The sequence below is a fragment of the Halobacillus sp. H74 genome (genome assembly GCF_052246715.1).
In the GTDB taxonomy this organism is placed as follows: Bacteria; Bacillota; Bacilli; order Bacillales; family Halobacillaceae; genus Halobacillus; species Halobacillus litoralis_A.
In genome coordinates this window covers 569,620-595,261 of the sequence record NZ_JBQQCI010000002.1, presented here as the reverse complement: position 1 = coordinate 595,261, position 25,642 = coordinate 569,620, and the positions used below count along the sequence as shown (strand labels likewise).

At 43.4% G+C, this 25,642-nt stretch carries 28 protein-coding genes; 21 read left to right on the top strand and 7 right to left on the bottom strand.

Annotation, left to right across the window (positions count from 1 at the left end):
- Nucleotides 1–20 precede the first annotated feature (20 nt).
- Entirely contained in the window at nucleotides 21–329 is a 309-nt protein-coding gene (locus ACTWPX_RS06360) for a DUF3243 domain-containing protein (RefSeq protein ID WP_128526629.1), read from the bottom strand.
- Nucleotides 330–608: 279 nt separating this feature from the next.
- On the opposite strand from ACTWPX_RS06360, the gene ACTWPX_RS06355 reads away from it, so the two are divergent.
- Together ACTWPX_RS06355 and uvsE are read left to right on the top strand one after the other, a co-directional pair.
- A complete protein-coding gene (locus tag ACTWPX_RS06355) occupies nucleotides 609–1,310 on the top strand; it encodes a DUF5694 domain-containing protein (protein ID WP_443118964.1) in 702 nt (233 codons plus the stop codon).
- A gap of 77 nt (nucleotides 1,311–1,387) precedes the next feature.
- Nucleotides 1,388–2,356 (top strand): UV DNA damage repair endonuclease UvsE, encoded by a 969-nt coding sequence (gene uvsE / locus ACTWPX_RS06350; RefSeq protein WP_443118963.1) that lies wholly within the window; start codon nucleotides 1,388–1,390, stop codon nucleotides 2,354–2,356.
- A gap of 65 nt (nucleotides 2,357–2,421) precedes the next feature.
- On the opposite strand, the gene ACTWPX_RS06345 is transcribed toward uvsE, so the two are convergent.
- The 3 genes from ACTWPX_RS06345 to ACTWPX_RS06335 all read right to left on the bottom strand — a co-directional run bounded on the left by ACTWPX_RS06345 (nucleotide 2,422) and on the right by ACTWPX_RS06335 (nucleotide 5,237).
- Entirely contained in the window at nucleotides 2,422–2,574 is a 153-nt protein-coding gene (locus ACTWPX_RS06345) for a hypothetical protein (RefSeq protein WP_443118962.1), read from the bottom strand.
- A gap of 270 nt (nucleotides 2,575–2,844) precedes the next feature.
- Nucleotides 2,845–4,038 carry an acyl-CoA dehydrogenase family protein gene (locus ACTWPX_RS06340; RefSeq protein ID WP_443118961.1) on the bottom strand — a complete coding sequence of 398 codons (1,194 nt, stop codon included), beginning with the start codon at nucleotides 4,036–4,038 and terminating at the stop codon, nucleotides 2,845–2,847.
- A gap of 11 nt (nucleotides 4,039–4,049) precedes the next feature.
- Complete coding sequence (locus ACTWPX_RS06335; RefSeq protein ID WP_443119007.1) at nucleotides 4,050–5,237, bottom strand: CaiB/BaiF CoA transferase family protein; 1,188 nt, start codon at nucleotides 5,235–5,237, stop codon at nucleotides 4,050–4,052.
- A gap of 257 nt (nucleotides 5,238–5,494) precedes the next feature.
- On the opposite strand from ACTWPX_RS06335, the gene ACTWPX_RS06330 reads away from it, so the two are divergent.
- From ACTWPX_RS06330 to ACTWPX_RS06285, 10 genes are all read left to right on the top strand, one after another.
- Nucleotides 5,495–6,670, top strand: a complete 1,176-nt coding sequence (locus tag ACTWPX_RS06330; RefSeq protein ID WP_443118960.1) for an aminotransferase class I/II-fold pyridoxal phosphate-dependent enzyme — start codon at nucleotides 5,495–5,497, stop codon at nucleotides 6,668–6,670.
- Nucleotides 6,670–8,313 carry a thiamine pyrophosphate-dependent enzyme gene (locus ACTWPX_RS06325; RefSeq protein ID WP_443118959.1) on the top strand — a complete coding sequence of 548 codons (1,644 nt, stop codon included), beginning with the start codon at nucleotides 6,670–6,672 and terminating at the stop codon, nucleotides 8,311–8,313. The genes ACTWPX_RS06330 and ACTWPX_RS06325 overlap by 1 nt, the downstream gene beginning before the upstream one ends.
- Before the next feature lie 14 nt (nucleotides 8,314–8,327).
- Nucleotides 8,328–9,824 (top strand): aldehyde dehydrogenase family protein, encoded by a 1,497-nt coding sequence (locus ACTWPX_RS06320; RefSeq protein WP_443118958.1) that lies wholly within the window; start codon nucleotides 8,328–8,330, stop codon nucleotides 9,822–9,824.
- Nucleotides 9,825–9,849: 25 nt separating this feature from the next.
- Entirely contained in the window at nucleotides 9,850–11,025 is a 1,176-nt protein-coding gene (locus ACTWPX_RS06315; protein ID WP_443119006.1) for a saccharopine dehydrogenase family protein, read from the top strand.
- A 251-nt stretch (nucleotides 11,026–11,276) separates the two neighbouring features.
- Nucleotides 11,277–11,570 (top strand): hypothetical protein, encoded by a 294-nt coding sequence (locus tag ACTWPX_RS06310; RefSeq protein ID WP_443118957.1) that lies wholly within the window; start codon nucleotides 11,277–11,279, stop codon nucleotides 11,568–11,570.
- Between the two features lie 615 nt (nucleotides 11,571–12,185).
- Nucleotides 12,186–12,668, top strand: coding sequence for a DUF2975 domain-containing protein (locus ACTWPX_RS06305; protein WP_281975739.1), 483 nt, complete (start codon nucleotides 12,186–12,188; stop codon nucleotides 12,666–12,668).
- A gap of 9 nt (nucleotides 12,669–12,677) precedes the next feature.
- The gene (locus ACTWPX_RS06300) at nucleotides 12,678–12,893 is read left to right on the top strand and encodes a helix-turn-helix domain-containing protein (RefSeq protein WP_128526636.1); all 216 of its coding nucleotides are present in this window, start codon (nucleotides 12,678–12,680) and stop codon (nucleotides 12,891–12,893) included.
- A gap of 33 nt (nucleotides 12,894–12,926) precedes the next feature.
- Nucleotides 12,927–13,697, top strand: a complete 771-nt coding sequence (locus ACTWPX_RS06295) for a DUF817 domain-containing protein (RefSeq protein WP_443118956.1) — start codon at nucleotides 12,927–12,929, stop codon at nucleotides 13,695–13,697.
- Between the two features lie 154 nt (nucleotides 13,698–13,851).
- On the top strand, nucleotides 13,852–15,456 hold the full coding sequence (gene dcuS, locus ACTWPX_RS06290) for a DcuS/MalK family sensor histidine kinase (protein ID WP_443118955.1): 1,605 nt from the start codon (nucleotides 13,852–13,854) through the stop codon (nucleotides 15,454–15,456).
- Entirely contained in the window at nucleotides 15,453–16,163 is a 711-nt protein-coding gene (locus tag ACTWPX_RS06285) for a response regulator (RefSeq protein WP_443118954.1), read from the top strand. The genes dcuS and ACTWPX_RS06285 overlap by 4 nt, the downstream gene beginning before the upstream one ends.
- A gap of 111 nt (nucleotides 16,164–16,274) precedes the next feature.
- Here the strand turns inward: ACTWPX_RS06285 and ACTWPX_RS06280 are convergent, their stop codons facing one another.
- The gene (locus ACTWPX_RS06280; protein ID WP_443118953.1) at nucleotides 16,275–16,445 is read right to left on the bottom strand and encodes a hypothetical protein; all 171 of its coding nucleotides are present in this window, start codon (nucleotides 16,443–16,445) and stop codon (nucleotides 16,275–16,277) included.
- Nucleotides 16,446–16,611: 166 nt separating this feature from the next.
- Here ACTWPX_RS06280 and ACTWPX_RS06275 point away from each other — a divergent pair, with 166 nt between their 5' ends.
- The 4 genes from ACTWPX_RS06275 (at nucleotide 16,612) to ACTWPX_RS06260 (ending at nucleotide 20,804) form a co-directional block, all read left to right on the top strand.
- The gene (locus tag ACTWPX_RS06275) at nucleotides 16,612–17,793 is read left to right on the top strand and encodes an NAD(P)-dependent malic enzyme (protein ID WP_443118952.1); all 1,182 of its coding nucleotides are present in this window, start codon (nucleotides 16,612–16,614) and stop codon (nucleotides 17,791–17,793) included.
- Nucleotides 17,794–17,833: 40 nt separating this feature from the next.
- Nucleotides 17,834–19,162 carry a 2-hydroxycarboxylate transporter family protein gene (locus ACTWPX_RS06270; RefSeq protein ID WP_443118951.1) on the top strand — a complete coding sequence of 443 codons (1,329 nt, stop codon included), beginning with the start codon at nucleotides 17,834–17,836 and terminating at the stop codon, nucleotides 19,160–19,162.
- 211 nt (nucleotides 19,163–19,373) lie between these two features.
- Nucleotides 19,374–19,811 (top strand): cell wall hydrolase, encoded by a 438-nt coding sequence (locus tag ACTWPX_RS06265; protein ID WP_443118950.1) that lies wholly within the window; start codon nucleotides 19,374–19,376, stop codon nucleotides 19,809–19,811.
- A 288-nt stretch (nucleotides 19,812–20,099) separates the two neighbouring features.
- Nucleotides 20,100–20,804 carry a DUF459 domain-containing protein gene (locus tag ACTWPX_RS06260; protein ID WP_443118949.1) on the top strand — a complete coding sequence of 235 codons (705 nt, stop codon included), beginning with the start codon at nucleotides 20,100–20,102 and terminating at the stop codon, nucleotides 20,802–20,804.
- Between the two features lie 191 nt (nucleotides 20,805–20,995).
- Here the strand turns inward: ACTWPX_RS06260 and crcB (ACTWPX_RS06255) are convergent, their stop codons facing one another.
- Complete coding sequence (gene crcB, locus ACTWPX_RS06255; RefSeq protein WP_443118948.1) at nucleotides 20,996–21,367, bottom strand: fluoride efflux transporter CrcB; 372 nt, start codon at nucleotides 21,365–21,367, stop codon at nucleotides 20,996–20,998.
- Complete coding sequence (gene crcB / locus ACTWPX_RS06250; RefSeq protein ID WP_443118947.1) at nucleotides 21,361–21,744, bottom strand: fluoride efflux transporter CrcB; 384 nt, start codon at nucleotides 21,742–21,744, stop codon at nucleotides 21,361–21,363. Before crcB (ACTWPX_RS06250) ends, crcB (ACTWPX_RS06255) begins: the two co-directional genes overlap by 7 nt.
- A gap of 130 nt (nucleotides 21,745–21,874) precedes the next feature.
- Between crcB (ACTWPX_RS06250) and ACTWPX_RS06245 the strand changes: the two genes are divergently transcribed.
- The 5 genes from ACTWPX_RS06245 (at nucleotide 21,875) to ACTWPX_RS06225 (ending at nucleotide 25,546) form a co-directional block, all read left to right on the top strand.
- A complete protein-coding gene (locus tag ACTWPX_RS06245) occupies nucleotides 21,875–23,014 on the top strand; it encodes an FtsW/RodA/SpoVE family cell cycle protein (protein WP_128526645.1) in 1,140 nt (379 codons plus the stop codon).
- A 631-nt stretch (nucleotides 23,015–23,645) separates the two neighbouring features.
- Complete coding sequence (locus ACTWPX_RS06240; RefSeq protein WP_443118946.1) at nucleotides 23,646–24,122, top strand: hypothetical protein; 477 nt, start codon at nucleotides 23,646–23,648, stop codon at nucleotides 24,120–24,122.
- Nucleotides 24,119–24,565, top strand: coding sequence for a hypothetical protein (locus ACTWPX_RS06235; protein WP_443118945.1), 447 nt, complete (start codon nucleotides 24,119–24,121; stop codon nucleotides 24,563–24,565). Before ACTWPX_RS06240 ends, ACTWPX_RS06235 begins: the two co-directional genes overlap by 4 nt.
- Before the next feature lie 15 nt (nucleotides 24,566–24,580).
- Entirely contained in the window at nucleotides 24,581–25,003 is a 423-nt protein-coding gene (gene fosB, locus ACTWPX_RS06230) for a metallothiol transferase FosB (protein ID WP_443118944.1), read from the top strand.
- Nucleotides 25,004–25,033: 30 nt separating this feature from the next.
- Nucleotides 25,034–25,546, top strand: a complete 513-nt coding sequence (locus ACTWPX_RS06225) for a GNAT family N-acetyltransferase (RefSeq protein ID WP_443118943.1) — start codon at nucleotides 25,034–25,036, stop codon at nucleotides 25,544–25,546.
- Nucleotides 25,547–25,642 lie beyond the last annotated feature (96 nt).

Below are 25,642 nucleotides of genomic sequence, written 5' to 3'. Positions count from 1 at the left end.
AAAAGCAGGACCCTGGATTATTATTTATTGGTTTCGTCTGTCAATTTAACCAGAACATGAGCAATGTGCTTGCGCTCTTCTTCATTAGCAACGTTCCACAGTTCATTGAGAACTTTTTCCTCACGGTTTCGAGGTTCCTCATGATCGGCCAGATAGTCGCCGACTCGCTTGGCGCCTTTAGTTAAACCTTCTTCTCCTAAACCGAGTTTTTCCCCTTTATGGACTTTGTCACCCAGATAATCTTTGAATGATGAAAAACTGTTAAGAATATCGTCTTTTTTATCTTCGCTCAATTGAGCGGCAAAGTTCTTTGGATCGTGAGTACTCATTATTTTCCTCCTATATCTTTATTGATGATGATTGCCATATAATACATGTATCACTTGATGTAAGTTATCAAACGTTTTCAATACATGTTTTTGAATGATTGGTCGTATTTCACTAAAATCCCCTCTACATGCCCTGTTCTATTTCGAATGAAAAATATGTGATATGCTTGAAATGTAAAAAATTCCAAAAAAGTTCGGAAAGCACCCTTTCAGTGGAAATAAAAAAGGGAGCATTTGTGTATGCCAAAGCCGTAAGTAATGATAGTAGGGACATTTCATATGAGGCACACCACGGATTTAGTAGCTCCGGATGCAGGAAATGTATTTTCGGCTGCAAAACAAAGGGAAATCAAAAAGGTCATCGATTCGCTCGAACAATTCAAACCGAATCGTATCGCTGTTGAAGTCATCAAAGAAAATAATCAAATGCTGAATGAAGAATATCAAAAGTACATACATGCGGATCTGGAAGCTGAAGTTAATGAAGTGCAACAGATCGGTTTTCCATTGGCTAAGCAGCTTGGGCACTCTGAAGTTTATACTGTGGATTGGATGGGCACAGTGGGAAATAGAGGAATAGGAAATGTACTTAAATGGGCTGAATTCAATCAACCGGATTTATATGAATACATAGAAGAAGCCTATCTAACAAAGGAGAAAACTGAACTAAAGGATAAGAGAATCGATCGTCACATATATGATTGTAATAGAGAGGAGAGTGTGAAAAAGGAACATGAGTTGAATTTGGCTATCACCAGGATCGGTAAGGACAAAGAATATATAGGGATCGACTGGGTAAGATGCTGGTATCAAAGGAATTTAATCATATATTCGAATATAGCAGAGATAACAAAACAACCAACAGATCGTACATTGATGATTGTCGGCTGCCATGAGCATGTTCATATATTATCGCAACTTTTGAAGGAAAGCGGATGCTTTGATGTTCTCCCAGCTACCGATTATTTACAAAAAACATAAATCCAACTTCGAGATGTTAGTACATAACTCTCGGCGTATCGCCAACACTAAGAAAAAATGTACGGGGGGATGAGAACATGACGTTGTTTCGGCTTGGGTATGTAGCAATGAGTGTCAACCTGCAAAACGCTTCCCCATCTCAAACATTGACGTATAAGAAATTCGAACAAATTCAGGATCGGGAGGCAGCCCTTAGAAAGCTGGAAAGAATCGCTAAATCCAATATTCAGAACTGTGTGCGTTTACTGAAGCATAATAAAGCTTATGATATCAATTTTTTTCGATTGAGTTCGCGTTTAATTCCCCTTGCTACCCACGAAGAGCTGGAGGACTGGAACTATCTTGCTGCTATTAAAGAGGATTTGCGGGAATTAGGCACCTTTGCAAGGGAAAATGAGATGCGACTTGATTTTCACCCTGATCATTTTGTCGTCCTCAATTCTCCAAATAAAAATATATTCAAAACATCAATGGCTGTCTTGAAATACCATTACCTTCTGCTCCATCATATGGGAATCGACCCGACCCATCGCTGTGTTTTTCATTTGGGGGGACGCTATCAAAATACAGAGAAATCACTCGAACGATTCATAGATAATTGGTCGCTCGTTCCTCAAGGCATTCAAAAAATGGTGATGATTGAAAATGATGATACCTCTTACACGTTGGGAAATGGTCTGTATGTATGTGAAAAACTGAATATTCCGCTCGTATTCGATCTTCATCACCATCTAGCGAACGATGGAGGGGAAGACTGGACCACTTCCTGGAGTCGCGTCGTCTCTACATGGTCACACTCACCTTTGCCGCTGAAAATGCACATATCAAGTCCGAAGAATGAAAGTGAATTTAAAAGCCATGCAGACTATGTTGACCTTGAAATGTTTTTGGATTTTGTAAGAAATGCCAATGGATCGACAGAGCAAATCGATTGTATGATTGAAGCGAAGAAAAAGGATGGAGCCTTGTTTCAGTTAGTCGGAAAGCTGCGAGAGCACCCAAACATAGAAATGCGCTCTGACAGCTCATTTATCTGGAAGAATTAATTTCGAGATGTTGGATAAGTGTACCGGGTCGTCGGGGAATGAGTGAGGCCACTGAAAAACACCTCTCAATCCAGAGGAGCTGTTGATGTTTGATGTTGCTTCTCACGAAATGCTTGTCGGTGGATGCTTGCCGCGGGCACGGCCTCAGCTAACTTGGTCAATAAGATCACTTGACCAAGTGGATCTTCGGCTCGTGCTGTTCCCGCAGGCGTCACCACCGAACGCTCATCGTGGAATCAAAAGTGGTCCATTAAAAGAAGCCGAGTTGGACGATAAAAGCGTCCAACTCGGCTTCTTTATTTGATGCCTAACTCAAAAAGATGCAGTTCTTCAGTGACCTCGGAATGAGTCGCTTTCCGCGGGAGCGCAGTGAGCTTCCTCAGGCTTTCGCTAAAGTACCTGAGGAGGCTCAGCGTACTCCCGCGAAAAGCGAGTCATTCCCTGCAGCCCCGGTTCTCTTTTAAGACTCGAAACTAAGTCTCCCTCAATTAAGGGCTCGATTTCCATGCAGGAAGCATCCGGTCCAAGGGCTTATCTTTTCTGTAACCAAGCACATATTCCGCTTGCATGATCGTATGGATTTCTCTTGTACCTTCATAGATGACAGGGGCTTTCGAGTTCCGTAAATAACGCTCTACGGGATATTCATTCGAATAACCATAAGCTCCATGAATTTGGACAGCATCGTCGGCAGCCTGGTTTGCGAAGTCACATGCCTGCCATTTTGCGAGAGAAGTTTCCCTGGTGTTGCGTATGCCTTTATTTTTTAAATCCCCAGCACGATAAACGAGCAGCCGACTCATCTGTAAACCTGCTTCCATTTTTGCAATCATCTGCTGGACAAGCTGATGTCTGCCTATTTCTTTGCCGAAGGTTTTTCTCTCATGGCAATACTCGATGCTTGCTTCTAAACAAGCCATAATTTGTCCGCATGCACCAGCGGCCACAGTGAAGCGGCCGTTATCCAGAGATGCCATGGCAATTTTGAATCCATCTCCTTCATTCCCCAGCAGGTTCTCTTTAGGGACTCTCACATGATCGAAGAACAATTCTCCGGTATTTCCCGCCCGGATACCGAGTTTCCCCTTAGTCGCTTTTGAAGAAAAGCCTTCCCACCTCCGTTCAACGATGAATGCGGAGATGCCATGGTGTTTCTTGCTTTTATCGGTATAGGCGAACACCAGAAAATGATCAGCAGTGTCACATAAGGAAATCCACGTTTTCTGCCCGTTCAATATATAATGATTCCCGTCTGGTTTTGCGGTCGACTGTAAAGCAGCTACGTCAGAACCTGCTCCTGGTTCGGTCAGCCCGAAGGCTCCGGTTTTTTCTCCTTTGGCCTGGGGAACAAGGTATTTTTGCTTTTGTGCCTCTGTGCCCCATTGAAGTATGCTCATACTGTTCAGACCTGTGTGGACAGAAACTGCGGTGCGAAAGGCTGTATCTCCACGCTCAAGTTCTTCACAAACAATCGCTAATGAATTGTAATCCATGCCGCTCCCGCCGTATTTTTCCGGTATACAAACCCCCATTAATCCTAACTGCGCAAGCTTTTGTAAGGTCGCCTTATCAAAATGGCCGTTGGCGTCCCAGCCACCGATATATGGCATCACCTCTTTGTCCACAAAATCCCGGACTGTCTTTCTTAGCATGTTTTGTTCATCGCTCAATTCGAAATTCATCGTATCACTCCTCAAATCGTGTTCGTTTTCCTTAAACGATCAATCTCTGTTCGTGAATAACCTAAAACCAGCAAAATTTCATCTGTATGTTCACTCGGCTCAGGAGGATGAGTTTTCATTTGTACTGGGGTCCGAGATAATTTTAACGGGCTTCCTATCATGCCGATTTCGCCTGCTTTCGGATGGTGGGCAGTGACAAACATGTCGCGTGCCTGTAACTGCTCGTCCGATCTTAATTCATCCAAATGCTGAATCGGTCCGAAGGGTATGCTGCTCTTCTGGCATTTCTTCTTCCACATCGCCGTTGTCTCTTTATTGAAAGCTTCTTGCAAAAGGGAAGAAAGTTCCTTGCGGTTCGCCACTCGTCCTGAATTTGATTGAAACCGGGGCTCATGGGCTAACTCAGGCTGACCTATGATCTCACACAGAGAAGCAAACTGTTTGTCATTGCCGACTGCGATGACCATCTCGCCATCTTTTGTTTGGAATGTTTGATAGGGAACGATGTTGGCGTGATGGTTTCCGAGACGTTCTGGCACTTTACCTGTCATCAAGTAATTGCTGCCGATATTGATCAGAGAACTCACAGCTGAGTCATAAAGGGACAAATCGATTTTCTGTCCGGTTCCGGAAAAGGATCTCTCGAGCAATGCCGCTTGAATTCCTATGCAGGCATATAATCCAGTTAACACATCCGTAATCGCGATACCTGATTTCTGCGGACCTGATTTTTCATCACCGGTTATGCTCATCAAACCGCTCATTGCCTGGATGATGAAGTCATAACCCGGAAGGTGGCGGTAAGGGCCTGTCTCACCAAAGCCGGTAATGGAACAATAGACAATCCCAGGATTGATCTTTTTCAGTTCAGGATAAGCTAATCCGAGTCGTTCCATAGTGCCGGTTTTAAAGTTGTGAAGGACAACATCACTCTGTCTGATTAGTTTTTTAATGATTTCTTTGCCTGCTTCTGTTTTCAAATTCACGGTAAGGCTTTTTTTATTGCGGTTAGCGCACAAGTAATAGGCGCTCACTTCTTCTTGAAACGGAGGTCCCCAGTTCCTCGTTTCGTCACTTCCGCCAGGAGCTTCCACTTTAATTACTTCAGCACCAAGATCCCCTAAGATCATCGAACAATAAGGACCGGCAAGTACACGGGTCAAATCGAGCACACGGATTCCTTTTAATGCGGCCGTCAACATCGCTCACATCCTTCCTCTATATAAAAAGCCAGAAGAACCCATACGATGTATGAATCCGACTGGCTTGGGAACAACGATCATAATCGGGTGCAGGAGAGGGATGTCCTCTTTGGGCTACATCACATCTTATGCGGCATCAGGAGGAGATATGATCCTGAAAATCCTCTATCATAGATTCATTTTTCCAGGAATAGGATAGATCAGTGGGACAATCTAGCGAGTAAGCGATCATGTTATGGCTGGGGGTTTGTAGAATGTCTAAAGGTTCGAAACAGGTCAGTAGTTTACCCGCCTATCTGTTTTCGGTTTTTCATAAAAAGAAAGTTGCGTTAGAAGCACAAGGAGTAGACGTCATAGATTTAGGAATCGGTGCCCCGGACTTGCCTACACCATCTTTCATCATCAATCGGTTGGCAAAGGAAGCGAGGGATCCTGAAAATCATAGATATTCGCCATATGGAGGTTGTCGGGAGTTCAAACTGGCTGTCGTTGATTTTTACCAAAAGCATTATCGAGTGGAGTTGGATGCAGATTCCGAGGTTCTCGCTCTGATTGGATCTAAAGAGGGGATCGCGCATTTGATCAGTGCTGTTATAGACCCTGGCGATGGTGTTCTCACTCCGGACCCGGGATATCCTGTCTATCAATCAGCAATCCATCTCGCTCATGGTACAGGCGTGAAGTTTCCTTTAGATGAAGCGAATGGGTATACCCCTCGGTTAGAAAAGATTTCGGAAAGAGACATAAGGCGCTCTAAACTCATGTTGTTGAATTACCCGAACAATCCGACAGGGGCCACTGTAGACCTGGATACCTTTGAAAAGGCGGTCTTATTTTCGAAGACTCACCACCTTTCTCTTGTCCACGACGCCGCCTACGACCTTGTAACATTCAGAGATTATCAAGCTCCGAGTCTATTGCAAGTACCGGGAGCGAAAGATGTGGCCGTCGAGTTCGGGTCTTTATCCAAAAGTTTCAATATGACCGGCTGGCGCATTGGATATGTTGTCGGTAATAAAGACTTGATCAAAGCGTTATCGATTGTGAAAAGCAATATGGACACAAGTCAGTTTCTACCAATTCAAAAAGCAGCTGCAACAGCTTTGAACAGCGACTTCGTGGCAGTGAAAGAAAACAACCGTGTCTACGAAGATCGGTTGGATATGATGATGAAGGCTCTACAGGAAATGAATATTGAAGCGGACAAGCCGCGAGGTACATTCTTCATCTGGGCGAAGGTCCCGGGTGGCCATACATCTCAAGCATTTGCTGAAAAGATGCTTAGCGAAGCTGGTGTGATCATCACTCCCGGCAATGCATTTGGGTCGAAGGGAGAAGGGTATTTCAGAATCAGTTTGTCTGTACCTAAAGAGCGATTGCATGAAGCTGTGATTCGTATGAAAAAAGTGATGATGGGAGGGACATTGTAATGGAAGGGAAAATGATGACAACTGCACAGGCGATTGTGGAGTGCATAAGGCGGGAGGGGATTCCGAACGTATTCTGTGTGCCGGGCGAAAGCTATTTGCCGGTTATGGATGCAATTTTAGATGAACCGACAATAGAATTGATCTCTGCGCGTCATGAAGGCGGTGCAGCATTTATGGCTGAGGGGTATGCAAAAGCGAGTGGAAAAACTGGCGTAGTCATGGGCACACGAGGCGTAGGGGCATCGAATTTAACGATTGGTGTTCACACAGCTTATCAAGATTCCACCCCTCTCGTTGTTTTGCTGGGACAAGTACATTCGAGCTTCAGTGGACGCGAAGGATTTCAAGAAGTGGACCTTGAAGCATTTTTCCGTCCGATTGCTAAATGGGTAGCTGAGATTCGCGAGCCACCGCGCGTCCCGGAAATCCTCCAACGGGCATTCCGTATTGCGCAAACTGGACGTCCGGGTCCTGTGGTCCTTTCCTTACCAGAGGATTTATTGAAAAAACAAGCCCCTATGACGTTCGGACCTGCCTTGACCAAGCCAGCTCCCCGGCCAAATCTCAGGGAATTGGAAGGTTTGGAAAAGTTTCTTCAACATTCGGACCGGCCCTTAATCATTGCCGGTGGAGGTGTGAAGGGGGCGGGAGCGGAAAAAGCGCTTAAAGTTTTTGCGGAGAAATTCGAAATCCCGGTAATGTGCGCGTTCCGCCGTCACGATGCGTTTCCTAATGATGATGCACGTTATGTCGGCCATCTAGGACTCGGAGTGCATCCGAACATTATAGAAACAGTAAGAGAAGCAGATACAATTCTTGCGATTGGAACACGCCTCTCCGAAGTGACCACACAGGACTACACCCTTTTGCAAGCCAATCAGAATTTGATTCATATCGATGTCGATTACGAAACACTCGGGAAAGTGTATGCCCCGAATATCGGAATCATCGCTGATGCAAATGAAACTTTGCGGTCTATGATGGATTTTGAGATGGCTTTGAGATGGAAAGAGTGGGGGGCAACTCGAAGGCGAGCGTATGAAGCAACTCTTCAAGTTCCTGGGAAAGCGACGATGAACGGAAGGATTATAAGTATGATGCAGAAGCACTTGCCCTCAGATACGGTCTTCACGAATGATGCCGGGAATTTTGCAGGGTGGCTTCATTCATTTTTTCAATTCAGACAAAAGCAGACCTATGTCGGTCCAACATCCGGTGCCATGGGCTACGGTATGCCGGCAGCATTGGGTGTGAAACTGGCTCACCCTGATAAAACGGTAGTTTCATTGTCTGGTGACGGTGGTTTCATGATGACGATGCAAGAATTCGAAACGGCGGTCCGTTATCAAATCCCGGTCATCAGCATCGTTTTTAACAACCGGATGTATGGAACGATCCGTATGCATCAGGAAATCCATTATCCTTACAAAAAGATCGGAACGGACTTAGGAGAGGTTCCTTTTTCCAAATTAGCTGAAGATTTAGGGGCGGCTGGTTTTCATGTGAAGACCCCCGAGCAATTTGAAGAAGCACTTGCTGCTGCTCTAAAAGAAAAAAAACCTGTCTTGATCGAAGTGGAAAGTGAAAGGGATCAGATATCCGTCTCTTCCACGATTCAACAAATGAGACAACGTACCAAATGAAGGAGGAATACTAGGTGAGTTTAATTCAGGAAAAAGCACTGCGGAATTTCATAAATGGGGAATGGGTGGAACCAACGACAGGGAAGACGACAGCGGTCGTCAATCCAGCTACCTCTGAGACGATTGTACAGGTTCCTTTATCAGGAAGTGAAGACGTGGAGGAAGCGACAGAAGCAGCAAAAGCGGCACAAAAAAGCTGGGCGCTTGTACCAGCTCCGCAGCGGGCGGAAGTGCTTTATAGTGTCGGGATGATCATGAAGGAAAGAAAAGAAAAGCTTTCCCAGCTGCTGACAATGGAAAATGGGAAGGTGATCGAAGAAGCGCGCGGAGAGGTGCAAGAAGGTATTGATATGGCTTTTTACATGGCTGGAGAAGGAAGGCGGCTTTTCGGTCAGACGACACCTTCAGAGCTGAAAGATAAATTCGCGATGAGCGTCCGCGCCCCCGTTGGAGTTGTCGGGATTATCACGCCCTGGAATTTTCCGATCGCCATCGCAACGTGGAAGTCATTTCCTGCAATCGTAGCCGGTAATGCGGTGGTATGGAAACCGGCGACGGAAACTCCGATCATGGCGTATGAACTAGCGAAAATATTTGAAGAAGCAGGTCTCCCCCGAGGGGTCATCAATGTAGTGTTCGGCTCTGGTTCGACGGTTGGTGAAGCGATGATCGATCAAGATGACATCCGTGTCATTTCATTTACAGGTTCCAATGAAGTTGGTCGGACGATCGCAGGTAAGTGCGGCCAAAGGTTGAAAAAAGTTTCGCTTGAGATGGGCGGAAAGAATGCCGTAATCGTGATGGACGATGCGGATCTTTCCTTAGCCGTCGAAGGGATCTTATGGAGTGCATATGGAACGAGCGGTCAACGCTGTACGGCATGCAGCCGTGTAATGGTCCATGAAAGTGTCAAAGATGAACTCGAAGAACGCCTGCAAAAAGAAATCGCAAAGCTGTCGATCGGAAATGGATTGGATGAGTCAATCAAAGTCGGCCCGATTATAAATCGAGCTGGTTTAGAGAAAGTCAAAAGCTATATGAGCGTTGGAAAAGACGAAGGAGCAAGACTTTTGACTGGTGGTTACGTTATGGAAAATGGAGAGCACAAGAAGGGGAATTACTTTGCCCCGACGTTGTTCACAGACGTGAAACCGGATATGAGAATTGCACAAGAAGAAATCTTCGGCCCTGTGGTGTCCCTCATCCCTGTGAAAAGTTTTGAGGAAGCTATCGAGATTAACAACAGTGTTGAATTCGGCTTGTCGAGTTCAATTTTCACAAGAGATGTAAACAAAGCTTTCGCTGCCCAGCGTGATTTGGACACCGGGATCGTTTATGTGAATGCAGGTACGACAGGTGCAGAAATCCACTTGCCATTCGGTGGTACAAAAGGGACAGGGAACGGCCATCGTGATTCGGGTGTCGCTGCTCTTGACGTATTCACAGAATGGAAAGCCGTGTATGTTGATTTCAGTGGCAAACTGCAACGTGCTCAAATAGATGTGGAGTAGGCGGGGGAAGAATGATGAAAGATAAATAGAGAAAAAGGGAGTGCAGACGATGAAAGTAGCTGTGTTAGGGTCTGGACTAATGGGGAAAGAAGCGGCACGAGATTTAGTGCAAAGCGGCGGAGTTGAAAAGGTCGGTCTCGCAGACATCGATGTGAAACGAGCAGCTGAGGTTTGTGATTCACTGGGTTCATCGAAAATCGAAGCTTTCAAGATCGATGCTGGAAACACTGAAGAGCTTGCGAATTTCTTGAAAAATTATGATGTCGTTATCAATGCTTTGTTCTATTCTTTTAATGAGATTGTAGCCAGGACAGCCATCGAAGTCGGTGTCCACTCTGTCGACTTAGGTGGTCACATCGGCCATATCACCGATAAAGTATTGGAGCTTGATGACAAAGCGAAAAATTCAGGTGTGACGGTGATTCCGGATTTAGGGGTCGCTCCAGGTATGATCAATATATTAGCAGGCTTCGGCGCGAGTAAACTGGACCACCTAGAGTCGATTCGCCTCTTTGTAGGCGGCATCCCTGTCCAGCCGGAACCTCCGCTTGAATACAACCATGTCTTTTCCATGGAAGGATTGTTGGATCATTACTCAGATCCATCTACAATCATTCGTGGAGGGAAACTGCAGGAAGTAGAATCTCTGACAGAACTGGAGAAAATCTACTTTGAACGGTTCGGACCGTTAGAAGCCTTCCACACCTCTGGCGGAACGTCGACGTTGTTAAAATCCTTTCCGGCTATTGAAACATTAGAATATAAAACCATCCGCTATCCAGGGCACGCAGAAAAAATGAAACTGCTTGTAGACTTGAACTTGACCGGCAGCAGTCATGTCGTCGATGTGGGTGGGGTCAAAGTGAAAACGCGTGATGTTTTATTAAAATCGATCGATCCGATTTTGGATCTGAAAGATAAAGACGATGCTGTATTACTGCGAGTGATGGTCGGCGGCAGGAAAGCAGAAAAAGAGAAGCATTACCAATACGAGATGGTCACATATAAAGATCGGACGAGTAAGGTGACAGCAATGGCGCGCGCGACAGCCAATACGATATCGGTCGTCGCGCAAATGATCGGTAATGATAAAATCAGCAAGCGCGGAGTTTGTCCACCAGAGACGATCGTACCAGGCGATTTATACATTAAAGAAATGTCTGAACGAGGCGTCGTGATTCAGGAGAAAACCGAAGGCTGAGATAAAATGGTTTAAAAGTTTTACCAGGAAATACCCTTGCTCCCTGGGCAAGGGTGTTTTCCAGTTCGTTCAGATTTGGCTGATCAGTGGAGATATTATACAATTTATATAAACTTTACATATTCAAGCATTGCACATCAAAGAAACTATGTATGTTAGTGGGAGGGCATGGCAGTTTTTCATGAGGGTATGAAATGAGAGCCAGGTTTCATTCACCATAAGGATAGGTACCTAATAGAATTAAGTGAGGAGTGCATAATTTGTATTTGAAAGAAGTGAACAATCTCCAATTCCATAGTCAGCTATCTTTGAAGCAAGTAGAAGATCGCCTTCTCATTACGGCGGAGTTCCCTGACGAATTTTTAAAAGAAGTCGAAATGAAAGACCCATTCCTCTATGTCACATTGTTAGTGAGAGGTGGAGCGAGGATAAAGATCATTGATGAAGACAGTGCAAAGCTCCATATTCCTGCCAAAAAAGATTTTGAACAGAAAACCTATCACAAGATCATTGAATTTGCGAAAGAGCATGCAAAACAATTCTGATCACCGGAAGCTGCTTTAACGTTCGGACACTTATGGGTAGTTTCTTGATTTTTACAGACAAAATCGCAAAATGATTTTGTCTATATATTTTTATCAAACGCAAGCATAACGATTTCGAGCTACATGATTGGCTGAGGGGCGGAGGAGGCTCAGCGCACGCCACAAGGAAAGCGATCCGTTTGAGACCACTGAAGAACTGCATCTTTTTGAGTTATGCATCAAATAAAGAAGCCGAGTTGGACGATTTTATCGTTCAACTCGGCTTCTTTCAATGGATAAAAATTCACTCTTTTTTAGATGGGCCACTGTTGATTCCACGATGAGTGTTCGGTGGTGACGCCCGCGGCAAGCATCCACCGACAAGCGATGCGTGAGAAGCAACTACAAACATTAACAGCTCCTTCAGATTGAGAAGGGTTTTTCAGGGGCCACATTCGTTTCCTGTAGCCCCTAACTCACACGAACATCTCGGAATCGTGTCTTCAAGATTAAGCATTTTTTTAAGGTATGTTCTTTTTTACACCTAATATAATATCTTTAACAATAATAATTTATTGATAAACGATAAAATATGTGTTAGATTAAATTTACATAAACTAAAGTGAGGTGCTTTTTGTGAAACATGGAACAACATTATTTTTGAAATTGGCAGTCATTCTTATCGGGATGCCCGTTCTTGCTTTGTGTATATTTTTTGTACCTGGCATTGCGGATTATGCAGGAGAAGTCTTCCCTGATATTGCATTTATGAAATATCTTGTTTTCGTATATTTATATGTGACAGCGATCCCTTTTTATTTTGCTCTTTATCAAGCTTTCAAACTATTGAACTATATCGATAACAATAAAGCTTTCTCGGATTTATCTGTAAAAGCTTTGAAGGTCATCAAACACTGTGCGATTACGATAAGTGTTTTATACGTCATCTTTATGCCGCTCTTATATATTATAGCGGAGGCCGATGATGCCCCGGGTCTCATAGTAATTGGTATGGTCATCATCTTTGCTTCTACGGTTATCTCAGTCTTTGCGGCCGTCCTCCAAAGACTTTTGCAAGATGCGATTCATATAAAATCAGAAAATGATTTAACGGTCTGAGGTGAAAAAATGACAATAATAATCAATATTGATGTGATGTTGGCGAAGAGGAAAATGAGCGTAACAGAGCTTTCGGAGAAGGTTGGAATTACGATGGCGAATCTATCTATATTGAAAAATGGAAAAGCGAAGGCCGTCCGTTTCTCAACATTAGAGGGGATATGTAAGGCATTGGATTGTCAGCCTGGAGATATATTGGAATACAAGAGTGAAAATGATCATTAGTTCCAGTGATAAAGGCTGTGGGAGGTATGATTGATGAGACCTTTAAAACAGCTCATCCGTTTCGGTCGGGAACAAGCCCTGTCCTGTTTGTTTCCTGTCGTTATCTTTGCTTCTCTGGCTCTTACAAAAACAGTTCCACTCCCCATTCTGCCTAGATATGACTGGCTCCTGATCATCAGTCTCCTCATACAGTGGATGATGGTGCGTTCAGGACTTGAAACACGAGATGAACTGAAGGTGATTTCGTTATTTCACCTCATAGGGCTTGCACTTGAGTTATTTAAAGTGCATATGGGCTCTTGGTCTTACCCAGAAGAAGGATATTCCAAGTTTTTTGGAGTGCCATTGTACAGTGGATTCATGTATGCAAGTGTAGCGAGTTATCTTTGCCAAGCATGGAGACGGTTGAAAGTCGATCTTATTAAATGGCCGCCATTTTGGATGGTCGTCCCTCTTGCAGCAGCAATCTATTTGAATTTTTTCACCCACCATTATTGGATAGACATTCGCTGGTGGTTATCCAGCCTTGTCGTCGTTGTTTTTTGGCCGTCATGGGTCATATACGAGGTTGGCGGGACTCGCTACCGTATGCCAATCGCCCTGTCTTTTGTTCTCATCGGATTTTTCATATGGATAGCTGAAAATATCGCTACATACTTCGGTGCCTGGGAATATCCAAACCAGGCTGATGCATGGAGTCTTGTCCATATAGGGAAGATGAGTTCATGGCTTTTATTAGTCATCGTCAGCTTTTTGATCGTTGCCACGTTAAAGCGGGTAAAAGCGAAGGATCCGATAGTATAGCCAATTGATTTTGTATGGATGGACGTTAAGCCATTCTTTGCCACGCCGTTAGGGATAGCGACGTGGTCTCAGGCTATGAAATGAAAAAATACTCCTCTGGTCAAATCTACATTGTGATAAACTTGAGAAAACAATCTCAATGAGGAGAAATAGCATGAACAAAGCACGATTTAAACTGAGTACCATGATAATTTTCTATGTACTTTTGGTGGTCTTGTTTTCATTATTAATCACAGATCTTCTAATCACGGAGAGTACAAGCAATAATATACGGGAGCAGCTTGAAGAGAAGGCACTGATCGTTTCCCGAATGGTAGCGGAATCAGAAATCGTTCAAGATGAATTACAAAGCTCTTCAGAGAATCGAAACGTTCAGGATTATGCTATGAGAATACAAGAAGCTTCAGATGTTATGTTTGTAGTCATTATGAATATGGAAGGAGTTCGTCAGTCTCATCCCAATCCTCAATTGATCGGCAAGCAATTTGTCGGAGGTGACGAGTCGAGGGTCTTAAACGGTGAAGAGTACATATCTGTATCGGAAGGAACGTTAGGGCAATCCGTTCGTGCCTTTACACCAATTATCGCAGACAACGGGGAACAGGTCGGGGCAGTTTCAATAGGGATCTCACTCGATGCACTTGAAGCATCGCAGCAAAGCAGCCATCGGAATATACTGATCGGCTCCTTAGTCGGGGCGCTTGTAGGTGTAATCGGGGCATATCTGTTGGCGCGGTATATTAAGAAAAACATGTTCGGACTTGAACCTGTAGCGATTGCGCGAATCCATGAGGAGCGAAACCGTATGCTTCACTCTGTCCGTGAGGGGATAATTGCCGTAGATGCCGATGCCAAAATTACCCTTGTCAATAAATCAGCACGGGACATTTTTAAAAAAGCAGGACTTGAAGGTGAAGACCCGATCGGGCTTGAGGTTTCCGAGTACCTGCCACATTCTATGCTCCAGAGAGTACTGCAGACAGGCGAGGCAGAAACCGATGAAGAGCAGACCATTAACGGGTCATCCATTATCGTGAACCGGGTGCCTCTGGTTGTAAACGATGAAGTGGTCGGTGCGATCTCAACATTCCGAGATAAAACCGAAGTCAACCAACTGGCTGAGCAGCTGACAGGTGTAAGATTATATGCCGAATCGCTTCGTGCTCAATCCCATGAATTTAAGAATAAGCTGCATGTCCTGCTGGGTATGGCTGAATTGGAATCATTTGATGAGGTGAAGTCCTATATCAAACGGCTGGTTGATCACCAAATCCATGAAGCGGATATCATCACGAATAAAATGAAGGATCCTGTTCTCGCTGGATTTATGATTGGCAAGCTCAGCTATGCTCGTGAACAAAACATCCGGTTATCTGTGAATTGTGAAACCGTTATTCCAGCAGCAAGTGATGACTCGGTGACTCATGAATTAGTCACGATTATAGGAAACCTGCTGGATAATGCAATTGAAAGTCTGGAAGGAAGGGAAGAGAAGCGCATTTCTCTTGTCCTATCTTATGTAGATGAATTACTGGAAATTGATGTGAGTGACACAGGAAGCGGAATTCAAGAAGTGCCACAGCAGGAGATCTTTCAAAAAGGAGTGTCGACGAAAGGAAATGACAGGGGTTATGGGTTGTATCTTGTGAAATCGAGTGTAGAATCCCTCGGCGGCTCCCTGGAGATTGAATCCGAAGCAAATAAAGGAACGGATTTCAGCGTCATCATTCCTTATGAAGCGGAGGTGGAACAGGCATGATTCATGTGCTGATTGTAGAAGATGATCCGATGGTCGCTGACTTGAATAAAAAATATGTGGAGCAAGTAGGTGGGTTTCACCTTGCAGCTATGGCAGCCAATGTTGAAGAAGCTCTCAGATATTTAGATGAATGTGATGTAGATTTAATCCTTCTTGACGTTTATATGCCAGGAAGGAACGGGTTGCAATTGCTTAAAGGTCTTCGGGAAAAAGATGAACGAGTCGATGTTATTCTAATCACGGCTGCTTCGGAAAAAGAACAAATTCAAAAATCGCTGAGACTTGGCGTGGTTGATTATTTAATCAAACCTTTTGAGTTCGAGCGTCTTCAAGGAGCATTGATTAAATATAAAGAGAATTATGCCGTTTTTCAAGATAAAGATAACGTAGGTCAGGAGGAGATTGATCGAATTTTCACCGCACAGGAGAATCGTCAAGAGAAAAACCGTATTCAGGTGCCGAAAGGTTTGACACAAAATACACTGGAACTGATCATACGTATCATCCGAAAGAAAGAGAATAGGGCGTTTTCAACCGATGAAATTGCGCAGGATACAGAGGTTTCACGAGTCTCTGTACGGAAATATTTAAAGTTTTTAAAGGAGATAGATTTTCTGGAGGAGACACTGGTCTATGGAGTAGGTAGACCTGTTTATCAATATCAAATTAAAAATACGGATGATTTGGACCTCGAGTTCTATCATTAAAAAAGCGGCTGTTCCTGTGGCCACTGAAGAACTGCAACTTTTTGAGTTATGTATCAAATAAAGAAGCCGAATCGGACGATTTTATCGTCCGATTCGGCTTCTTTTATAATTTCAATGAGAGATTTGTGCACTTATGACCTCGCCAAGACTATGTGTATAGTCCAATTCTGCCTCGAGAGTATCTTTCATGCCTTCATTTACTGTGTAAAAAGATTCTGACCGGTTGCGCGGCCCTTCTTCACACCCACCGACAAGCGAATCGCGAGAAGAAACAACAAACATTAACAGCTCCTCTAGATTGAAAGTGTTTTTCGGCAGCTTTCCATACCAGGCTGGTTTTTTTAATTACAATAAAATCTTTACTTTCATATGATGGGCGGTTAAAGCGTTTTCATTTATGGTGAAGTTATTACAGATGATTGAATTTTCTGGATTGGAGGTTCAGCAAATGAGCAGAGAAAATCTTAGTGAAGAAACCATCAATTTACATCGTGCGTTTAGAGGTAAAATCGAGGTGGCTAGTAAAGTGCCTGTCAATACAGCAACAGATTTGAGTTTGATCTATACTCCAGGAGTTGCGGATATTTGTAAGGCAATTGCCGAGAACCCAAATGAAGCAGATGAGCTTACATCCAAAGGGAATATGGTAGCCATAGTGACCGATGGGACAGCCGTATTAGGATTAGGTGATATCGGTCCGAAAGCAGCAATGCCAGTTATGGAAGGAAAAAGTCTTCTTTTTAAGAAATTCGCTGGAATTGATGCTTTCCCTTTATGCCTGGATACCCAAAATACAGAAGAAATAATTTCTACTATAAAAGCATTAGCACCGACGTTTTCAGGTATAAACCTTGAGGACATCTCCGCTCCAAGATGCTTTGAAATTGAAGAAAGACTAAAAAAGGAACTCGATATCCCTGTCTTTCACGACGATCAACATGGTACAGCTATTGTCGTTTTAGCTGCTCTAATGAACGCATTAAAAATCGTCAACAAACAAAAGTATAATACAAAGGTTGTGATCAACGGAGCAGGTGCTGCTGGTATCGCAATTGCAGATTTGTTATTGTACGCAGGCTTCGTGGATGTGAACCTTGTAAGTCTGGAAGGCGTGTTGAGGAAGGGAGAATCCTGGATGAATCCAAGACAAGCTTCTATGGCGGAAAAGACCAATTTGAACGGGATCCGCGGTGGATTGGAAGAGGTCGTTACTGGAGCAGATATTTTTATCGGCGTGTCCGCACCAGGTGTGCTGAGTAGAGAGCAGGTGAAAATGATGAGAAAAGATGCGATTATTTTCGCTATGGCAAACCCGGTACCGGAAATTTATCCGGAAGAGGCATTGGAGGCAGGAGCGGTAGTAGTCGGGACTGGGCGTTCGGATTATCCTAACCAGATCAATAATCTGTTAGCTTTTCCCGGGATTTTTAAGGGGGCCATTCATAGTAGAGTGAGAGACATTACGATTGATATGAAGATAGCAGCGGCTGAAGGAATCGCCAAAGTCGTCTCTGAGGAAGAATTATCTCCAGAGTACGTAATACCTAGTGCACTTAATCAAAAGGTTGCACAGACAGTAGCCGATGCCATTGAACAAACAGTCAATGAAAAAGAAGAGTGCTTAGTTTAACGCTGAGCATTCTCTATCTATTATAAAAAGGAGAGATTATATGTCCAGTTCAGCAGAGAGAGTTCACACAGAACAGTCCGCAGAGCAAAACATCACATTAATTTCCAACGAAAAGAAAGCGATTACAATATTTGGTCTTCCTCTCATGTGGTTTTTAGGGATTACAGCTCTTACATTAGTGAGTATGTACACAGGAAACTTACCTGGTGGCATGCTTGGCAGTCTTCTCGTTATGATGGTTCTCGGTGAGCTCTTTGGATGGATTGGAGATCACACACCTTTATTAAAGACCTATCTGGGAGGTGGTGCCATTCTCGCCATCTTTGGAGCTGCGTATATGGTGTATGCTGGTTTAATTCCGGGTGAAACGGTTACAATGGTCAATGATTTCATGAAGGATGGGGCATTTTTGAATTTCTATATTGCCGCTTTAATTACAGGAAGCATTTTAGGGATGAATAAGAAGATTTTAGTTAAAGTCGGTCTCAAATACTTCTTACCGATTTTCGGTGCGGTAATTGGTGCTATGGCTGTTGCTGCCTTATTTGGTGCGATCGTCGGGTTTTCTCTAAGAGACGCCGTCCTGGTTATTACCATGCCTATTATGGGCGGCGGAATGGGGGCAGGTGCCGTACCTATGAGTCAGATTTATAGTGAGTTAATGGGGAACGACCCGAGTTACTATATTTCAATGCTCGTTCCAGCGTTAGCTCTGGGTAATGTTTTTGCAATTATTATTGCAAGCATGCTCAATATCCTCGGAAAAAAAGTACCTTCCTTAACCGGGAATGGTCAACTACTGAAAGGTTTTGAATACAAAGAAGAGAAACCATCCTTTGACATTGGAAAGATGGGAATCGGTTTAATGGTTGCGATTCTGTTCTTTACCATCGGAACATTATTAGCTGGGTTTATCCCGCTTCATGCTTATGCTCTGATGATCATAATCGTAGCTGCTGCTAAAATTGCTGGTGTTATACCTGAAAGTGTCTTAGATGGAGCGAATCAGTGGTATAAATTTGTAGCAAAAAACTGGACGCTCGCTCTCCTGTTCGGAATCGGGATTGCTTACACTGACTTAGGTACAGTCCTTGAAGCCTTAACAGTTCAATACATTGTAACTGTTCTCGGTGTAGTGGTGGGAGCGGTGCTCGGAGCGGGGCTGCTCGGTAAGCTGGTCGGCTTTTACCCAATCGAATCAGCCATTACAGCAGGTCTGTGTATGGCCAACATGGGTGGTACAGGAGATGTAGCTGTGCTATCATCCTCAAGAAGAATGGAGCTTATGCCGTTTGCTCAAATTTCCTCCCGTTTAGGAGGAGCTATCATCCTGCTCCTGGCAGGGTTGCTTATCCCGTTCCTGATATAAAGAAACAAAAGGTCCATCTTCAAGGTTTGAGGATGGACCTTTTGCGTATGTATACTCGATAAATTCAGTTTCTGCTCCTCCTTCGTTATTGCCTCAGTGACGGGGGATCAGGAATGGTGAAAGTCAAAACAGACATTCAGGGAGCAAAAGAATGGTCAAATCATGACATCAAAGCAGGCTTTTTTCATACAATATTTTTGGGGTGAAAATTATGGCAAGAGTAAAGTACACAGATTCAGATGTTGCCTTGATGGCAAGGATGATGAGAGCAGAAGCCGAGGGTGAAGGAAAACTGGGCATGTTGTTTGTCGGGAATATCATTGTTAACCGCGCTAGTGCAGATTGTTTAGACTTTAGAGATATAAGGACCATTTCTGATGTTATTTATCAAGTGCAGGGAGGAAATTATTCCTTTGAAGCAGTTCAGAAAGGGAATCTTTTCTATAACAGAGCGAGATCTGTTGAAAAAAGATTAGCAGAGAAAAATCTAAAATATTGGAGACAGCACCCGGCTAAATATGGTTTATGGTATTTTAATCCATCTGGTTCATGTCCTCCGACTTGGTATGGGCAGACATTCTCTGGTCAATATAAGAATCATTGTTATTATGAACCCGCAGCTGGCACGTGTGCCAGTGTTTACACCTGAGGATGGTTTTTCGAGTTTGAGTGGGGGATTCCGGCGGCGGAATGGCCCTTTTACATATTTAAACAGAAATCTACTTAAAATACAGAGATGATTAAGCATATAGAAAAAGTCCTCCGCATCTCAACATTGAATGATTGTCAGGATGCGGAGGTCTTCATATATTTCATAAGAATATATCAACATTCTATCATGTCATAAACAGGTGTTTCTTCCATATTTGACCCCACTGAAAAAGGTTTGATTAAGGGGGTGGGAGGGAAAGGAAGCTCATAGTCGGAGGTGCAACTTATGAGAAAACAGAAAAAATGGTCGATCGCTGCAATCATCATCATAACCATCGCCATCGGTCTTTTCAGTTTCCAATCCACGATGTTCAGTCAAAAAGAAGAACGAATCGTGGCGTTAGGTGACTCGCTTACGTTTGGAGTAGGTGACCAAAGTGGCAATGGCTATGTCGAGAATCTCGATCAATGGCTGGACGAGCATCATGAGAGGAAAGTAACAGTAGATAATTACGCCATCCCTGATCAACAGACAGATGGCATGTTAGGTCAAATGAATGAGGCAGCCGTTTTGAAATCTATTGAAAAAGCGGACTATATATTATTATTTATAGGGACCAATGATGTAATAAAGAGTAATGGTGGAGATTTGGCAGAAATTCATAAAGACCAGATCGCCAAAGGAGAGCAGGATTATGAGAAGAATCTGAAAAAAATCATGGATACCGTACGTCAAGAGAATCCTGAGGCGCCGATATTGTTCCTGGGACTATACAGCCCTTATCCAAATCATGAAAAAATCAATACGATCATCAACAATTGGAACGAGAACAGTCGTAAATTGATCGATGGATATGACAATGTCCACTATATAAAAACAAAGGATCTTTTCGAAGAAAAATCAAGGAAGCACTTCAGTGATGCGCTTCACTTGAATGAGCAAGGTTATGAGCGATTGACGAAAAGGATTCTTAATGAATATGACTTTTAGTGACTCATGGTTCGATTTTCCGGAAGCCCACGAAGCAGTTCAGCAGGTGTGTGGGATGAAGTAATAAAACTTTCATGTGGAGAGGCGGGTGGAAAGCGGAATAACTTCCTCCCCCTCTCCTTTATTGATGAATCAGGGAAATGGTGGAGGCTTCAAATATTATTCATTGAAGATATAAAAAAACGGGCTGTTCATAGCATGAACCAGCGCCCGAATTTAAATCCTGTATAAGCAAGACAGATTCCAAAGAAATAGCTTGCCAGAACATAATAGGTAAAGCTTTTCCGATGTTTATTAATATGTAATTGAATAGCTTCAAGTTTGAATGTGGAAAATGTCGTGAAAGCACCGAGAATTCCTGTCCCACATAGGAGAAACCACGTTTTGGTGAGGTCCAACCCGAGAAGTACACCTAATAAGAACGATCCCGCTATATTGATGAATAAAGTGGCGGTCGGGAGTGTGGAGGATGTGCGATTTTCTATCCACCGACTGACGGCATACCGAAGAATGGCCCCACAGAAACCGCCCAGGCCGACGAGCAGAAGTTTGATGATCAGCATGCAGCAGCATTCCTCCTTTTACCGAAATGGAAGCCGAGCAATGATAGTACTAAGCCGCCGCCAATACTTATGAATACATATAGCAAGCTGAGGAAGAGGTCACCTTTTTCATAAAGTAAAACAGCATCCATGCTGAGGGTAGAAAAAGTGGTATAAGATCCGACAAGTCCTGTTCCAAGAGCTGCTTTCCATTCAGCTGAAAGTGCATATCTCTCTACCAGACCAATGGTGAACCAGGCAAGAATGAAGCTGCCGCTCAAGTTTACTGCAAGAGTGGAATAGGGAAACCATTGATCGGGACCAGTCAATAAGACACCCACCAAATATCTAAGTGATGCCCCGATGAATCCACCGATTCCGACATACAGATAAATCATTCCAAAAACCTCCTACGTATCTAATCGATATTATAATGACTTTTGAAGTAATTTGAAAGGAATGCTTTTTTTACGTGGCAAGAAGCCTTATAATTTACATAACAAGCAACATAATGAAAGAGGGTTACGAATGGTTGTCAAGATTTTAAAAAACATGGATTTCTCAATTTTATTCGCGGTTTTGGCCCTGTCCGCTTTCGGTACTGTCATGGTGTACAGTGCAAGTATGGTCAGTGGCGTCATGGTCTATGATGTAACCCCTGAATACTTTTTCAAAAAGCAACTCTTTTCTTGGGCACTCGGACTAGTGGCATTGTTTGCCGGGATTATCATACCTTACAAAAATTATCGAAAATTATTCAAACTGATTTTGCTCGTAACCGTCATTTTATTGATTCTTGTATTTGTCATTGGACAAACATCAAACAATGCCCAATCATGGATCACTCTCCCATTGATCGGTCAATTTCAGCCGGCTGAAGTGGCGAAAATGGCGTTGATCATTTATTTGGCTGCTATCTATACAAAAAAGAAATCCTATATCGAGGATTTCACGCGTGGGCTGTTACCTCCGATCATCATTACAATGGCGATAGTAGCCATGATTTTCAAACAACCGGATTTAGGGACTGCTGTCATCGCTCTTGCGGTATCCGGACTGATTATTATGTCCAGCGGCTTGAAGCGCACCCATTTGTTTTTCATGATCAGCTTAGCTGTGATCACTTCCTTTGTTTTGTATAACTTCGGGTTGAGTGAAGAACAATTGTCACGATTCGATGGAGCTTATCAACCGTTTCAATATGCCGATGACTCCGGATATCAGCTGATCAATTCTTACCTTGCTATACATAATGGAGGATTGATCGGGACAGGCCTCGGAGCAGGTGTGCAGAAGCTGGGTTATCTGCCTGAAGCGCATACCGACTTCATCATGGCTGTCATCGCAGAGGAACTTGGTTTCATTGGAGTGGCCGTGGTTCTAGGATTACTTGCCTTGATTGTGTTGCGTGGCTTCGTAGTCAGTATGCACAGTCATGATAACTTCGGTCGCTTACTATGCATCGGTGTTGCAGGTTTGATCGGTATTCAAGCAATCATCAACCTCGGCGGTCTGACTGGCCTGATTCCGCTGACTGGTGTCCCTTTGCCTTTCGTCAGCTTTGGTGGCACGTCACTACTCATGATGATGTTTTCGGCAGGGATATTAATCAACGTTCATGCCGTATCACGCATAAGAAAAGTGCAGCAGGAACAACAGGCTGCCTAGAAACGTCACTCCTCCGGGAAAGCCACTGAAAAACCCTTCTCACTCTAGAGGAGCTGTCAATGTTTTTTTGTTACTTCACGAATCGCTTATCGATGGGGCTTGCCGCGGGCAGGGCCTCAGCTGACTTGGTCAAGAAGATCACTTGACCAAAGGGGATCTTCGCCTCACGTTATTCCTGCAGACGTCAGCCCCGAACGCTTCTCGTGGAATCAACAGGAACCCATCTGAGAAGGGTGATTTTCTTTGATTTAAAAACAGAGAAAATCACTCTTTTTCTTGTAAACTGAAAGAAGCCGGGTGGAACGATGAAATGTCCATTCCGGCTTCTTTTTTTGATACATAACCCAAAAAGTTGCCTTCCCACGGGGGTGGCTTTTTTTCTTTTTATAGAAACCCATCATTCAATTTATGAGCAAGCGGGTTTTCCAACTTAAACAGTACTGTTCATATTTTTCTTCATCAAGTGAAACCTGAAGCTCTTTGATTCGTAAAGGAAAGGAAGAAGATTCTGACAAAAGGAGGGGAAGGATGAATTTACTTATCGCTATATTGATGATTGTCGCCCCTGCAATGTTTTTGATTTACTGGGGCCAGTCCGGTTATGATCATGGAGGGAAGAAAGATACGCCTGATGATGAATCGTAAGGGAAAGTCATTGTATAAGACGATCCTCATCGCCGCACTTATTTTTGCATTGTTATTTTCAGTGAAAACTTGGAATGACAATCGTGAGCGCAGTTTGGGAGAGTTAGTGAATTATGATGAAGAGGAGTTTGAAGGATTAGGATTTACACAAAATAGAAATCAAATTCCGGAAGGGCAAGGATTTCAATTGTGGACATCAGATGTAACGGCTGCCAAAGAGCTTGATGAATTTTTCAGTCAGTACAAGGTGAAAAAAATATCTGAAGAGCATTATAACAAGCGCTTGAATAAAGAACCCACATTCCAATACGAAATCCAGCTCAGGGATTCAAATCCTATCCTTGTTCATGGTATGGCAACGAGGGTTCATATCCTGGTCGGTCATTACTATGAAGTTACAAATGGCCCGATTGATAGAGAGTGGCTTGTTCAATTCAGTAAGAAACATGGTGAAAGTTCATGACGGAACAGACCTTGAAAAAAGTAAGAAGCTTTTTATTATACATAGTTTTTATCACCATTTCTTTAGTGGTGTCTTACTTCCTTGCATACCCAGCAGGTTATGCGCCACTTGGATATGAAGTGATTTCACAGCAAGAGAAATCTGTTAAGATACAGCCTTATAATACTTGGGGCGTTGAAAAAGAACCGATAACCTTTCAACCGGTCGAAGGAGAAGAATGGGAGATGGAAAGATTAGTCGATCTGATTGAAAAGCAGGACATGTGGTACCTTATGTTCTTTGCGAGCTGCCTAATTGCGCTTTACATGGTTGGGACAGATTTACTGAAAGGTGAAACCCTGAAGAAAGTAGCGTGGAGAAGTGTATTTCTCGTACTGTTTCCAGCGATATCACTAGTCCAGCATCTCCATGATATTCAGGAAATATTGAAAAACTCGCTTTAATAGGAGGGAGTACGCATGTCAATCAAAGGGGTGAACCACCTCACTATTTCCGTTTCAGACTTAAGCCGGTCGATCGCGTTTTATGAACAGGTCTTCACTGCCAAGCTTTTAGTGAAAGGAAAAAGCACGGCCTACTTCGATTTGAACGGGATTTGGCTGGCATTGAATGTCGAGAGGGAGATTCCACGTAACGAAATCGCATATTCTTACACGCATACGGCTTTCTCCATAGCTGAAGAAGACTATGATTCTATGTTTGAAAAATTAGAGAATTTGAATGTCAATATCTTAACAGGGCGCCCGAGGTCCGAGGACGATAAACGGTCCATCTACTTCACCGATCCTGATGGGCACAAGTTCGAATTTCATACAGGTACATTGCAGGAGCGACTGGCTTATTACAAAAAAGAAAAATCACATATGGAGTTTTTTGACTGAGCCAGTTTTTATATTCTAAAGGAGGAACACATGAATATTAGAAGAGCTGTATCAGAGGATGCCAGTCAAGTCGCCAAAGTCCACGTTGATGTTTGGAGGACCACCTATGAAAATATCATACCAAATGAATACCTGAGACAGCTCAGCTATGATAAGCGAGAGCGATTGTGGAGAAAAAATATAAGAGAGCTGGATGTTTATGTGGCTCAGAATTATCATGGGAATATCGTGGGATTTTCTACTGGCTCCCATAATTACAGGAACCGTTATAATGAATATGATGGGGAGTTGTCTTCCATTTACATACTAGAAGCTTATCAAGAGAGAGGGATAGGAAAAAAACTCTTGAAAGCTGTAGTCAGTCGTTTTAAAAGTTTAAATATTATTTCAATGATTGTCCTGGTGCTAGAAGAAAACCCGGCGAAACATTTCTATGAGTCATTCGGTGCAAAGCAGATAGACTCAGTGCAGGTTAAAGGGTACGGTGGAGAACTTACTGAACTTGTTTACGGTTGGAAGGATATACACTCGATACACATTTAATGCAGCTTCGCATTAGATCAGTTTAAAATTTTTGTCCGGGAAGGAGAGAGTTCGTATCGGTTATTGGGCTTCGATTTTTGTCGGTGGTAGTTCTAT